At 70.0% G+C, this 13308-nt stretch carries 13 protein-coding genes; 8 read left to right on the top strand and 5 right to left on the bottom strand.

Annotated features, from left to right (window positions below; translation table 11 throughout):
- The first annotated feature begins 4 nt into the window (after positions 1-4).
- The 4 genes from OG289_RS38205 to OG289_RS38190 all read left to right on the top strand — a co-directional run bounded on the left by OG289_RS38205 (position 5) and on the right by OG289_RS38190 (position 4746).
- Positions 5-889, top strand: coding sequence for a carbohydrate ABC transporter permease (locus OG289_RS38205; RefSeq protein ID WP_327318582.1), 885 nt, complete (start codon positions 5-7; stop codon positions 887-889).
- Positions 889-1812, top strand: coding sequence for a carbohydrate ABC transporter permease (locus OG289_RS38200; protein ID WP_327318581.1), 924 nt, complete (start codon positions 889-891; stop codon positions 1810-1812). Before OG289_RS38205 ends, OG289_RS38200 begins: the two co-directional genes overlap by 1 nt.
- Positions 1809-3401 (top strand): family 43 glycosylhydrolase, encoded by a 1593-nt coding sequence (locus tag OG289_RS38195; RefSeq protein ID WP_327318580.1) that lies wholly within the window; start codon positions 1809-1811, stop codon positions 3399-3401. The genes OG289_RS38200 and OG289_RS38195 overlap by 4 nt, the downstream gene beginning before the upstream one ends.
- 301 nt (positions 3402-3702) lie before the next feature.
- Positions 3703-4746: a LacI family DNA-binding transcriptional regulator gene (locus tag OG289_RS38190; RefSeq protein WP_327318579.1), complete on the top strand. Its 1044-nt coding sequence runs from the start codon at positions 3703-3705 to the stop codon at positions 4744-4746.
- Between the two features lie 821 nt (positions 4747-5567).
- Here OG289_RS38190 and OG289_RS38185 read toward each other — a convergent pair.
- Positions 5568-5936, bottom strand: coding sequence for a hypothetical protein (locus OG289_RS38185; protein ID WP_327318578.1), 369 nt, complete (start codon positions 5934-5936; stop codon positions 5568-5570).
- A gap of 485 nt (positions 5937-6421) precedes the next feature.
- Between OG289_RS38185 and OG289_RS38180 the strand changes: the two genes are divergently transcribed.
- On the top strand, positions 6422-7120 hold the full coding sequence (locus OG289_RS38180; protein WP_327318577.1) for an SDR family oxidoreductase: 699 nt from the start codon (positions 6422-6424) through the stop codon (positions 7118-7120).
- Positions 7121-7257: 137 nt separating this feature from the next.
- Here the strand turns inward: OG289_RS38180 and OG289_RS38175 are convergent, their stop codons facing one another.
- Together OG289_RS38175 and OG289_RS38170 are read right to left on the bottom strand one after the other, a co-directional pair.
- Positions 7258-7416 carry a hypothetical protein gene (locus tag OG289_RS38175; RefSeq protein WP_327318576.1) on the bottom strand — a complete coding sequence of 53 codons (159 nt, stop codon included), beginning with the start codon at positions 7414-7416 and terminating at the stop codon, positions 7258-7260.
- Between the two features lie 649 nt (positions 7417-8065).
- On the bottom strand, positions 8066-8716 hold the full coding sequence (locus tag OG289_RS38170) for a DUF7691 family protein (RefSeq protein WP_327318575.1): 651 nt from the start codon (positions 8714-8716) through the stop codon (positions 8066-8068).
- Positions 8717-9151: 435 nt separating this feature from the next.
- On the opposite strand from OG289_RS38170, the gene OG289_RS38165 reads away from it, so the two are divergent.
- On the top strand, positions 9152-10090 hold the full coding sequence (locus OG289_RS38165; protein WP_327318574.1) for a YcxB family protein: 939 nt from the start codon (positions 9152-9154) through the stop codon (positions 10088-10090).
- 618 nt (positions 10091-10708) lie between these two features.
- Entirely contained in the window at positions 10709-11341 is a 633-nt protein-coding gene (locus OG289_RS38160) for a VOC family protein (RefSeq protein ID WP_327318573.1), read from the top strand.
- 67 nt (positions 11342-11408) lie between these two features.
- Here the strand turns inward: OG289_RS38160 and OG289_RS38155 are convergent, their stop codons facing one another.
- The gene (locus tag OG289_RS38155) at positions 11409-11654 is read right to left on the bottom strand and encodes a DinB family protein (protein ID WP_327318572.1); all 246 of its coding nucleotides are present in this window, start codon (positions 11652-11654) and stop codon (positions 11409-11411) included.
- A 319-nt stretch (positions 11655-11973) separates the two neighbouring features.
- On the opposite strand from OG289_RS38155, the gene OG289_RS38150 reads away from it, so the two are divergent.
- Positions 11974-12369 (top strand): VOC family protein, encoded by a 396-nt coding sequence (locus OG289_RS38150; protein ID WP_327318571.1) that lies wholly within the window; start codon positions 11974-11976, stop codon positions 12367-12369.
- 55 nt (positions 12370-12424) lie between these two features.
- Here OG289_RS38150 and OG289_RS38145 read toward each other — a convergent pair whose 3' ends face one another.
- Positions 12425-13099: a helix-turn-helix transcriptional regulator gene (locus OG289_RS38145; protein WP_327318570.1), complete on the bottom strand. Its 675-nt coding sequence runs from the start codon at positions 13097-13099 to the stop codon at positions 12425-12427.
- Positions 13100-13308 lie beyond the last annotated feature (209 nt).

Here is a 13308-nt window from a genome sequence, read left to right as displayed (position 1 = left end):
CTCGATGATTCGCTCCCTGCGCTGGAAGGGTGCCGCCTTCACGGTGCCCTTCCAGCTCGGCTTCGTGTTTCTCTACCTGGTCCCGATCGGCTACGCCGTCTACCAGTCCCTGTTCCGCACGCAGCAGTCCGGGCTCGGTCTGGGCGGCGCCACGGAGGAGTTCTCCGGCTTCGACAACTACCAGCAGGGCCTGACGGACTCGGCGTTCCTGAGCTCCATCCTGCGCGTGGTGCTGTTCGCCTGCGTGCAGATCCCGGTGATGCTGTTCATCAGCCTGGTACTGGCGCTGCTCCTGGACACGCTCACCTCGCGCGCGGCCGGCCGGTTCCGGATCCTGCTCCTGGTCCCGTACATGATCCCGGGGGTGGTCGCGGCGATCGTGTGGATCAACCTCTACAGCCCCGACGTCGGTCCGCTGACCCCGCTGGGCAAGCTGTTCGGGTTCGACTGGAACTTCTTCACGCCATCCATGGTCTGGCCGTCCATCGGCAACCTGCTCACCTGGCACGGCATCGGCTACAACATGGTGATCATCTACTCGGCGCTGCAGGCCGTGCCCCGCGAGCTGTTCGAGGCCGCCCGGCTCGACGGGGCCTCCGAGCTGCGGATCGCGCGCAGCATCAAGGTCCCGTACGTGCGCGGCGCGCTCGTCCTGACCGGTCTGCTGTCCATCATCCAGATGCTGCAGATCTTCAACGAGCCGGCGCTGTTCAGGAACGTCACCCCGCAGACGGTGAACGACAGCTTCACGCCGATCATGATCATCTACAACCAGGCGTTCAACGCCGGCAACTACCACTACGCCGCGACCCTGTCGGTGCTGCTCGCCCTCATCCTCGGCGTGGCCTCCTTCCTCTTCTACCGGCTGACTTCGAGGGAGGCCGACTGATGACGCTCACCGAAAACCGCGCCGAGAAGCCCGACAAGCCCCCGGCGCCGGCCGTCCGCCGCCGGACCCGCCCGGACCCGGCCACCGGCTCGCGCGGCGGCCAGCGCTTCCTGCTCGTCGGACTCGTCCTGGCCAGCGCCTACAGCCTGTTCCCGGTGTGGTGGCTGATCGTCGCCGCCACCAAGGACCGCGTCGGCCTCTACCAGAGCAACGGGCTGTGGTTCTCCGGCTGGCACCTGTGGGACAACCTGCACCAGGTGTTCACGTACGAGGACGGCATCTTCCTGCGCTGGACCGCCAACTCCCTGCTGTACGCGGGGGTCGGCTCCCTGGGCGGAACGCTGATCGCCCTCGCCACGGGCTACGGCCTGGCCCGATTCGACTTCCCCGGCCGCAACGTGGTGTTCGCGAGCGTGGTGGGTTCGTTCCTGATCCCGATCGCGCTGCTCACCCTCCCGCTCTACCTCATGTTCTCGGAGATCGGCCTGGTCGACACGCCCTGGGCGATGCTGATCCCCTGCCTGATCAACCCGTTCAGCGTGTACCTCGCCAAGGTCTACACCGAGGCCACGATTCCCTACGAACTCCTGGAGGCGGCCCGCCTCGACGGCGCCGGTGAGCTGCGGATCTTCTTCAGCATCGTCCTGCGGATGATGACGACGGGCGGCGCCACGGTCTTCCTGCTGGCCTTCGTCAACACCTGGAACGCCTTCTTCCTGCCTCTGACCGTGCTGCGCGGCGAGAAGAACTGGACGCTCAACATCGGCCTGTACAACTGGAGCGGCAAGCGCCTGGAATCGGGCGTCGACGTCACCAGCCTGGTGCTGACCGGCGCACTGCTGTCCATCGTGCCGATGGCGATCATGATGATCGCGATGCGTCGCTACTGGCGGACCGGCGTCACACTGGGGGCGCTGAAGTGACCGTTCTGCACAATCCCGTGATCCGCGGTTTCGCGCCCGATCCGTCCCTGATCCGGGTCGGCGACCGGTACTACGCGGCGACCAGTTCCTTCGAGTGGTTCCCGACGATCCCGATCCACAGCTCACGCGACCTGGCGCACTGGGAGTACGCGGGCCATGTCCAAGGAGCCGCTCCTGGAGGGACGTTGGCCGGCGTCCCCGACTCCGGCGGCATCTGGGCGCCGTCGCTGAGCTGGGACGGCGAGCGCTTCTGGATGGCCTACGCGGTCGTACGGTCCGTCGGTACGCCGTACTTCGACCAGGACACCTACGTCACCACGGCCACCGACGTGAGCGGCCCCTGGACGCCGCCGCGCCGTGTCGCGAGTCACGGTTTCGACCCCGCTCTCTTCCACGAGGAGGGCCGGCTCTGGCTGCTGAACCTCCAGAACGACCACCGCCCGGGCGGCAAGCGCTTCGCGGGCATCGTCCTGACGGAGCTGGACCGCGACACACTCGCCCCGCTCGGCGACACCCATCTGCTGCTCCAGCACGAACGGCTCGTCGAGGGACCGAAGTTGCTCAAGCGCGGCGGGTGGTACCACCTCGTTCTCGCCGAGGGCGGAACCGGTTTCGAGCACGGTGTCCGGACCGCCCGCAGCCGCAGTCTCACCGGACCGTACGAACTCGACGACCGCCCGTTGCTCACCTCACGCGACGACCCGAAGCTGCCGCTGCAGAAGGCGGGGCACGGCGAGCTGGTCCAGACGCCGGACGGCGAGTGGTTCCTGAGCCACCTCACGGCCCGCCCGCTCGACACGCCGGACGGCCCCCGCTGCACCCTCGGCCGGGAAACCGCGATCCAGGCGGTGACCTGGGACGCGGAGGGCAAACCCCGCCTCAGACAGGGTGGTTGGCATCCGTCGGTCGAGGTCGCGGTACCGGCCGGTCCGTACGAGCATCCCCAACCCCCCTCCTCCTGTGCCCCGTTGGGCTGGCCCTGGAGCACCCTGCGCGAACCGCCGGATCCCTCCTGGGCGGACGCCGCCTCCCGTCCGGGTTGGATCCGCCTGCGTGGGCGGCACGGCCCGGAGTCCCGCTGGGCGCAGAGCCTGCTCGCGCAACGCCTCACCGAGCACCGGGCAACCGCTCAAGTAACCGTGGACGCAGAGCCGTTCACCTTCACGCAGGCCGCGGGCCTGATCCTCCGCTACGACGCGCAGGCGTATCTCTCCCTCGATCTCACCTGGGCGGAGCCCGCGGGCGAACCGCAGCGCGGCCAGCAGTGGCGCGGCGAGGGACGGACGGTGCTCAGCCTGGTGGAGCGCGACGAGAAGGGCGCGCGGCAGGCGGCGGTCGTGGACGTCGACGCGAGCGTGCCGGTCACGCTGGGCGTCACGGTCGACGGGGTGGAGGCGCGTTTCTGGTACGTGCGCGACGGGGTGCGCACGCCGGTCGGGCCGCCGCTGGACGCCGGCCGGCTGTCCGACGACCACGGCGGGCGGCTGCGCTTCACCGGCACCCTGGCCGGGATCCATGTCCGGGACCTGGTCGACGCGTCCTTCACCGCGGACTTCCGGGACTTCCGGCTGACCTGTACGTCGGCGTGAACCCGGGCGTGCCGTCCAAGGACAGCCACACCGGCCCAGTGCCCTCACAACGCAGGCAGACCTGCCGCTGTCGCCGGCGCCCGCCCTCCTTCGGGGCCGTCCCACGTGCTCGGGGTTTCGGAAAGTTCATCGGAAAGTTCAGGCGTTCAAGATCCCGCGTTTCCCGGTGTCTTCACGTCAGGCTGAGGCGCACCTAGGATAGCAAGCGCTTTCTGCGAGCCGCCTGCTTTCCGAATCGGCTCCGAAAGGGCGCTGGTCGAACTTTCGCTGGCCCTCGGGCGGGCCGGAGAGGTGGTTCCCGATGGTGCGCACGGCGAGTGCGAGCATGACGGCCGGGCCGACCCTGGCGGTCGTGGCTCGCGAGGCCGGGGTGTCCGTGCCGACCGCTTCCAAGGTGGTCAACGGCCGGGAGGACGTCGCCCCCGAGACCCGACGCCGGGTCACGGAGGCGCTGGACCGGCTCGGCTACGTACGCAGACCGCGCTTCGACGCGACCAAGCCTCCCCGGTTGGTCGACCTCGTCGTGCACTCTCTGGACAGTTCCTGGTCGGGCGCGGTGCTGCACGGCGTGGAGGAGGCGGCGCACGACGCGGGTCTGGACGTGGTCGTCTCGGCCGCCCTGTCCCGCACCCGCGTCGGCCGCCCGCAGCGCGGCTGGCTGGACAAGCTGACCGCCCGCGGATCGGCCGGAGTCCTGTTCAATCTGGCTGAGTTGACGGCGTCCCAGTTCGCGTGGCTGGAGCAGCACCGCACGCCGTTCGTGATGATCGACCCGGTGGTCGAGCCGCCGCCCGGGGTGGTGTCGGTGGGCGCGGCGAACTGGCAGGGCGGGGTGACGGCGACCGAGCACCTGCTGGCGCTCGGCCACCGACGCATCGCCGTGATCGCCGGCCCACGCCGCAAGATGTGCAGCAGCGCCCGGGTCGCCGGCTACCGCTCGGCGCTGGCCTCGGCCGGGCTCGCGCACCGCCCCGAGTACCTGCGCAACGGGGGCTTCGACGAGTCCGTCGCCCATCGGCGCATGCGCGAACTGCTCGATCTGCCCGAACCGCCGACGGCCGTCTTCGTCTGCTCCGATCGCATGGCCCTCGGCGTCTACCAGGCCCTGGCGGAACGGGGGTTGAGGATTCCGCACGACGTCAGCGTCGTTGGTTTCGACGACCTGCCGGAGTCCCGGTGGACCACCCCCGCCCTCACCACCGTCCGTCAGCCGTTGGCGGAGATGGCGGCGACAGCCCTGCGGCTGCTGGTACGGATGATGGACGGGGACCACCCGGAAGGAACGCGGACGGAGCTGTCGACGCGGCTCGTGCAACGGGCGAGTACGGCGCCACCGCGGGGCTGACGATCATGTCCCCGCACCCGCCCCTCGCTTCCCCTCATCGAAGCACCCCCCGACCCTCGAAGCCCCCCGGCTCCTCGCCGAGGCGACCGTGCTGATCGCCTCGATCAACGAGTGGCTGTGCCAGTGGTCAGGTCAGGTCAGGCTGTGGCGTGCGGCGGCGAGAAACTCCGCCTTGAACGGTTCCAGGCGCCGCGCTGCTCCACTTCACCAACGGCGCGCGGCTGTGCCTGGGACCGGAGGACTCGCGCAACGACCTGCGCTCCATCGGCACCGTCGACAAGATCCGCATCATGGACAGCCCCAGCTGCTGATAGCCGGGACTGACACGTCAGGGGGACGCGAATCGGGGGGGGGAGGGGTCGGCTGTCGCGAAACGACCGGCCCCTTTCCCGGAGCGTGCCCTGGACGCGGGCGGGAATCCGGGCACCCGGCAGCCTGAACCGGCCGGGTGCTCCCAGGCCAGCCGGGCCATCGCACGCAGCTGAGCCCGGCGCGAGGACAGGCTGCCACCCGGCCGTGTCCCCATCGCTCCCGGCCGCGCCGATTCGAGCGCGACTACATCCGCGATCAAGACCCTGGAGGGCCAGGAGACCGCCCGTGCCAAGGGCAAGGCCATCGGCGGGGCACCGGTTTCCGACGACGACATGCTCGCCACCGCCGTGCGCCTGCGGGACGAGCGCCTGTCCCCGCAGGTCCGATGTCATCACCGCCGTCAGAGTTGCCGTCCGCTTGACGAGCCGAAACGCGGCACCCCGAGATGGGTTCGGCCGTGCAACTGGGCGAGTTCCTGCATCGTGTCGTCGTAGGGCGTCTACTGGGAATCAAAGGGCCTTGAACAGCGCCAGTAGGTGTTGGGCGAGTCGACTGTCGGCCTTGAAGCCGACGAGGTCACGTCGCTTGTGAGGGGCGGGCTGGAGGATGAGTGCGTTGTGGCATTGGAAGCAGAAGGCGATCTCGAAGAGGAGCTGATCGGCGTTGTGGGCTCGGATGCCGTATCCGGGCATAAAGCAGCGCATGACGTCGCCCGTCGGCAGATCGGTCACGAGATCGAGGATTTCCAGGGCTTCCTTGTCGAGCCACGTTCTGGTGGTCGTTCCAGGAACGCCCGTCCACTCGTGGGACCCCGTGGGGTCTTCGATGCGGACGCACTCAAGTCGCCGGGTCTGCGGGGAGGTTGAGGGCAGGAGCATCCGGCAAGGATGTCACCTCGATCGTCCTGTCGCGCGGCGGATATCGGGCATGCCGAGGCTGATGGTGGTGCTGTGGTTCGTGGCCTCGCGCATGGCCTGGAGCTTCTTTTCCGCGTCCGCCAGGGTGGTCTCGTTCGCGGCGACTTCGCCGAGCCAGCCCTGCTCGTTGGCTTCTTGGAGTCGGTCGCGGAGGTTGGCGTGGATCCGTCATGCTTGCCGGACCAGGAGCGTGAGCGCAGCCCGGGCCCTGCGCGCCGCGCAGGGCCCAACATGGGTGCCTGCAGCGCGGGTTCGGCCACTTCGTACGGCATCGTGGCCGGTCAGCGATGGCGTACCGGCTCGGCGGGAAGATCGCTGGGTATAGTGCAGGCGTTTCGGGGAACCGGCGACCCGGAGTCGGCCGACCTCACGCGCCACCTCGCGTTCATCGGCATCCGGGACCCTGGCGGAGCCCCGGTGACCCATATCGCTGAGGAGGCCGTCCCATGGAACCCGTCACGCTGATCACCGGTGGCTCGACCGGAATCGGCGCCGCCACCGCCCGCGCCCTGCTCAAGCAGGGCCACCGCGTGGCCGTCACCGGACGTGACGCAGACAAGCTGGCCGCCTTCGCCGCTTCGGCCGGAGCGGGCGAGCGGCTGCTGACGATCACCGGCGACACCAGCGACGCGCACGACGTCGCCTCCGCCGTGCGCCGCGTGGTGGACGCGTGGGGCCGACTGGACAACGTCATCGCCAACGCCGGTTTCTCACTGCCCGGCAACCTGGAGAGCCACGCCCCCGAGGACATGCGCGCCATGGTCCTCACCAACGTCCTGGGACCGGCCCTGCTGGTGCGGGAGACCCTGCCGCACCTCAGGGAGTCCAAGGGCCGGATCGTGATCATCGGTTCGGTCGCCGGGGTGCGCAACACGCCTGGCAACCTGTACTCGGTCACCAAGTGGGCCGCGCACGCGCTGGCCGAGAACACCCGGCTGCTGGTCGGCAAGGACGGAGTCGGCGTGACCGTCGTCGCCCCCGGGGTGGTGGACACCCCGTTCTGGGACGAGCGCGGCGGCACCCCCGAGGCGACGCCGACGATGACCGCCGAGCAGATCGCGGACACGATCGTCTTCGCCGTCAACCAGCCCGCGGGCGTGGACATCAACCACATCACCATGCGGCCGACCGGGCAGCTCGGCTGACGCCGCGCTCCGCGCGGAGTCCGGGATCGAGGGAGGTCGTCGCGGAGCTGCTCATGTTCCTCGTCCCGTGGTTCGGAAGGCCGATGGGCAGCCCGGATGGCGAGGAGAACGTTCGTCGTGGTCGACATCACCGAGATTTACATCCACTGGTACGCGGGCCGCTCGAAGAGCGCATTGGCCGCGTCGCTGGGGGTGGACCGCAAGACGGTCAGGAAGTACATAGCCCCGGCGGAGGCGTCCGGGATCGCCCCGGGTGGGCCGCCGATGAGCGAGGCCGACTGGTCGAAACTGATCAAGGGTGGGTTCCCGGGGCTGGCCGACGGACGGCTGCGGCAGGTGACTCCCCATACGTGCTGTGCACCCGGCTGGAGGGCGCCGCACAAACAGGACAGGCCACCTCGGTCTCCCGAGTTCTCGCCACCAGCCGCATCACACCGCACTCGGAGAACACTCGCTCCACCAGCAACTCGCTGAGGTGCGGAAACAGGTCACCGACCAGGTCGTCACGCCGCACTACGGTCTCAGATGACGTTGCGTCACCGAGGCCGAATGCCGTTGATCGCCCTCACGGAATTTGTGCGTGATCCCGTAACTCGCCGACAAGGCCAGGAGGAGCCTGCCGACCGAAGCGCAGGGCCAACCGTCCGATGGTAGTTGTAGCCCCGTCAGAGTCTCAGCAAGACGATCGAGGGCCTCGACGAAGGCGGATGCCGTGGCGGTGCGTCGGCGGCGGGACTGGTGAGGTCGCATGTCGAGGTGTCGCGTATGCGCCGCCGGCGCGGCCGGAAGATCACTCTGCGTGCTTGCCGCTGTAGCGGGTCCTCTGGGAGCGCCTTGTTCATCGCTCCGGATCCGAAATGGCGTTGGACCACGCCATGACGGCCAGGGCCGCGCAGCGGCGTGAGGTGGGGGGCTGCGCGGCGAGCGGGGAGGGGCAGGAGTCGGTCAGCCCTGAATGGAGAAGAACAGCGTGTCCATGGTGTGTCCGTACTTGAGAGCGCTCTGCCATTCGTCGTGCTCGACCCGCATCATGTCGATGAGCCTCTGGGCCTCATGGGTGAAGGCGGTGTCCATGCGGTCCAGGACTGCGGCGTAGGCGTCGGCGAGTGGCTTGGCCTCGGCCAGCGGCAGACGGCCGATGGCCGGGTACCCGTCCATGGGCGGCGGAACGTGGAAGGGGATCTCGTCGGGCGGCCCGGCGAACAGGAAGTCGAGTGGCAGCAGGCCTGCTGGGACACCGAGGCGCCGCAATTCGTCGCCCATGCACCCGAAGAACGTGGAGGGTTTGGAGTACACGCCGAAATCCCTGGGATCGGACCCGCTCCAGTCGATGATGTGCTGGAGCGCCTTGTAGTACGCGTGGCCCACGTATTCGCCGTCCGCGTCGGCGTGGCCGGCGAGGAGGTGGTCGAGTGCCTCGGGGATGGTGAGGCCCAGATCGATGCCTTGGCGTTCGAGGCTGAGCTGGTCGGCGTGGGCGTCCTTGCGTATGTGATCGCGGAGCATGCGCTGCTGAGTCGCGTCGAGTTCGCCTCCTTGCAGGTAGGCCACGACGCGGCTCTGGTTAGCGGTGGTCATCGTGATGATGTGGCTCATGGGCCTCATGGTGGCAGCAGGTGCGGACAAGTCGCCGTGCGGATCGGGAGGCACTCGTCGTGGGTTGGGGTCGGCGCGTTCCTCGCGCCTTCGAGGGACGTGGTCGGGTCCGCCCACTACGCGCCAGGTTCTCGGCCGTGTCGGTCAGGCCCGGGCTGCCCACAGTGGGCTGCCGGGTGTCGGTCTCGGCCCTGTTGACGAGACCGCCCCCACCCGTCCGCCCGCACTCTCCGTCTATCGCATCTGACGCGAGAATCTCGCATCGGATGCGGCCTGATGGCGTCTTCGCAGTTTCATCGCTCGATGAGTGAGGCCCACGCCCGCCCGCTGCCAGGACCGCTACCGTGGTTCAGCGCGACACCCAGGTCAACGTCCCAGCCGGAGCGGCTGAGAAAGCCTCTACGATCCGGTTGATCACCGAATCGAGGAGGGGACATGGCCGAGGGCCGGGAAACGGACGCGGTCTCCGAGAGACCGGTGGAGCTGGCCTACCGGCCGACCGTCGGCGAATTGGCGTCCGCGCTGCGGGCACGCGCGAGGAGCACCGGCGCGGGACGCTTTCAGCGCGGGGCCCTGGTCTGGACGGTGGCGGTCACGACCGTCGGCGCCCTGCTGTCGGCGGCCGGCTCCGGCCACCGGGACACACCGTGGCCGCTGTATGCGGGGGTGGTGGTCCTCGTCGCCTTCATGACTGCGGTGCCGCGGTTGCAGGCGCGCCGCCTCCACCGGCTCGCCGAACGGCAGGGAGACATCTGCGGGACGGTCGACGACACCGGGGTCCGGCTCACCACCGCGCACAGCTCGGCCGGCTTCGACTGGCACCTCTACTCGCGCTATGTCGAGACGCCGGAGCTGTTCGTGCTTCTCAGCGCAGACAAGTCCGCCGTCGGCTTCGTCGTCCTGCCCAAGCGGGCCGTGGCGGATCCGGAGGAGGTGGACCGGCTGCGGGCGGTCCTCGACCGGCGGCTCGTGCGCGCGGACGACGCCGAGGCGCCCGGAAGCCCGCGGAGCCGGGGCCGGGCCGTCGGCCGCGGGGTCGGCTCCGTCGGACTGTTGCTGCTGGGGCTGCTGCTGTTCTTCTTCGCCTTCGCCGCCGTCCAACACGCCGCGCACCCGGACCGCTTTCCCGGGATCCAGAACAACACCGCCCCGGTATCGGCCGTCATGCTGGGGCTGGGGGCGCTTGCGGTCGCCGGGGCTTGGTGGCTCGTACGGCGGATGACGACCATGCGGATCGTGACCGCCGTGCTCGCCGTCCTTGTCCTGCTGGCCGGTGGCGCCGCCCTGTACCGCGTTGGGCCGATGCTCCACTGCTGGGGCTCGGACCGGATCGCCCGCGGGCACGAGGGCGCCTACGTCTGCTACGACTTCTGAGCCGCCACGGTCTCCGAGCGGGCCCGGAGACCGTCTCTCGGCGGCCGCCGCAGAAGCCGCGCAGTCAGCAGGGCGGTAAGAACCGTGTCACCAGCCGCGAACGAAGCTCTCAAGGCCACCGGTTACCTTGCGGCTGCTGTCTGCGCCAGGACTGAAGAGCCTTCGGTTTCCTTGAACCCGCGGGGATCAGGGCCCCGAACAGCGTGAACCCACGGGTCCAGCGCTGTGCCCCAGGCCGATACATCCAAATCGGCCCTCGCTCACGAGCGGACAGGTCGGGCCGGAGCGCAGCGGGCGTCCCTGCGTTCCGGATCGCTGCTTGACTCGGACGGGCAGGAGTTGGGTGTTCGCCAGAGGGAGGTCGTCGGTGGCCTGGTCGATGCCGGCGCGCAGGGGGTCGCCGTCGATCAGGGGGCTCACCACGGTGGCGGTCTGCAGGAGCGCCAGGAGAATGTCGTAACCGGTTGCCCAGGCGGTGCAAACAGGTTCCGGGTGGGAATCCCAACGTCTGTGCACGGACGCCGAGTTCTGCCGGATCCATTGCCTCTATGCGGTTTCCGCAGCCGCGCGGGAGCGCGGGAGGCGGCAGCATTGGCCGGGCGCGTAGGCTCGGGCAGGATGAACACCATTCCCGCACGTCTCGACCACATCGTCCTCGCAACGCCCGATCTGGCGACGACGGTCGCCGAGTTCGCCCGGCGCACGGGAGTGGCCCCGGCGCCGGGCGGGGTGCACATCGGGCTAGGCACCCGCAACTACCTGGTGGGGCTGGGTGGTTGCGCGTACCTGGAGATCATCGGCCCCGATCCGGAGCAGCCCGCGCCGTCCCAGGCACGGCCCTTCGGGATGGACGTGCTCCCCTCAGCCCGGACGATCACCTGGGCGATCAGCCCGCCTGATCTGGACGCGGCCGTCGCGGCCGCCCGCGCCCGGGGCTACGACACCGGTGAGGTACGGGAGATGAGCCGACGTCGTCCCGACGGCACCCTGCTTCGGTGGCGGCTGACCGACGGCGGCTCCCCGCACCCGTCCGGCCTGGTGCCCTTCCTCATCGACTGGGGCACCACGCCCCACCCCTCGGCGTCGGGCCTGCCCGTCAGTCCGCTGCTGGAGCTGACCGCGACCGCCCCCGAGGCCGAGGACATCCGCCCTCTGCTGAGTGCCCTCGGCACCGACCTCACCCTCGGCGAGGGCCCCGCGGGCTTCTCGTTCACGCTGGACACACCCAACGGGCCGGTGACGTTCGACTGACCTGGCAGGCCGCTCTTCAGCAGGCGCATTCGCCCGATCTCGGACACGTTCGTCACCAGCTCCGCGTTCACCCGGGCGAGCAGGGGGCCACAGGGTGCTCGGGGTCGTTCGGCCGGGGGAACGGAGCGGTCCGGTCCAGGTCGGCGTCGGTGAGCCCCGCCGCCGCGGGCGCCCACTCCTCGCGCAGGCCGCGCAGCCAGGCGACGGCCGATTCCCCGCCCCCTGGCGGGCGGACGTCGGCGCGCTCCCGGGGCGGGCGGCCGAGGAGGTGGTCGGTGGCGACTCCCAGCCACCGGGCGAGATGCCGGCTCACCCAGCCGACGCCCGGAACCGGGACGTGGTCCGGTTCCGTGTCCGCCCGGTCGGGCGTCCGCCCTCCGGCGGCGACCGGGTGGAGTGTCCAAGGGGTGAGCTGCCGGTTCCCATCGGAAGTCCTCCGGTTCCAGTCGGTCCAGGTGGTACTGGAAGAGGGACCGGGCCAGGTCAAGTGCCGGCTCGGCAGCTCACGACGGCCAAGGTTGTCCATCGGGCCACCCTGACGTGTGTGCCGGAAACACCTGTGGAACGGTCTTCCGGGCCGGACGTCCGTTTCCTTCAAGACCGGCTGCACCGGCCCTGCCTACGGTGGCCGTATGAGTCCACGATTCGATGCCATCGGCCTGGTCGTCTCCGACATGGCCGCCTCTGTTTCCTTCTACCGCCGGCTCGGGTTCGCCTTCCCCGAGGGTGCCGAACGGGAGCCGCACACCGAGGCCGAACTGCCCGGCGGGCTACGGTTGTTGCTGGACACCGAGGCCACCGTCCACTCGTTCCACCCGGGGTGGCGGCCGCCGTCCGGAGGCGGCCGGGCCTCGCTCGCGCTGCGCTGCGACACACCGGGCGAGGTCGACACCGTGTACGAGGAGCTGGTGGGCGCCGGTCACCAAGGCGAGCTGAAGCCGTGGGACGCCTTCTGGGGCCAGCGGTACGCCGTCGTGCACGACCCCGACGGCAACGGTGTCGACCTGTTCGCGCCGCTGGCCCAGTAGACCTGCAGCCTGGCGATGTGGCCAGGTCGGCCCGCCAAGTCGGCAGGTCGGCCCCCTAGTGCAGCAAGTCGCCCGGTGTCCGGCCCGTGAACTCCCTCACGTCCCGGGAGAGATGTGCTTGGTCGGCGTAACCGGCGCGGGCCGCCGTCTCCGCGTACGGCACTCCCTCCCGGGCCAGCGCCAGAGCCCGTTGCAGGCGCAGGATCCGGGCCAGCGTCTTGGGGCCGTAGCCGAAGACGGCCAGGGAGCGGCGGTGCAACTGTCGGGCGCCGAGGCCGAGTTCGTCGGCGGTGGCAGCCACCGTACGGCCCGCGGCGAGTGCTGCGACCAATCGACGCAGTGCGGGTTCGGGCGGGGCCGCCCGCTCCAGCGCCAGTGCCTCCAGCGCCGCCGCCGGGTGCGCCGCCGCCGCGACCCGGGCACTCAGGCGCCGTACCTCCGACATCGGCCAGAGATCGGCCAACTCCACACGCCGGTCGCGCAGTTCGTGGGCCGGTACGCCGAGGAGGGCCGGCGCCGTGCCCGGGTAGAGGCGGATGCCCACCCAGGGCACGGGCGGGCCGTCGGGGATGTAGGCCCGGGTGTCCGGTCCGGCGACCAGCAGCCTGCCCTCGCTCCACAGCAGGTCCATGCAGCCGTCGGGCAGTACGGGAAGCACGCTGGACGCCGCCGACGGAGTGTTCGTCCACACCACCGCCCCGGCCAGCCGGGAGGCCCGCTCCTCGTACACGTACGTCAGGTTACGCCGCCGTGGACCGGGCCCCCGGGACGGACCCACGGAGCCGTACCGCTTCGCGCCGTTCCGGGAAGGGCGGGAACGCACCGTACGAAGCCACAACGCCTTGCCTTCAGCCAGAAGCCGTTTCCGCCCGAGGTGCGACGCCCCCGGCTGGAAACAGAAACTGCGCCGGAGCCGCGACGCGCATTTCTGTTCCCTTC

The sequence above is a fragment of the Streptomyces sp. NBC_01235 genome, assembly GCF_035989285.1.
Classification (GTDB): Bacteria; Actinomycetota; Actinomycetes; order Streptomycetales; family Streptomycetaceae; genus Streptomyces.
This window is presented reverse-complemented; position numbering and strand designations above follow the sequence as displayed.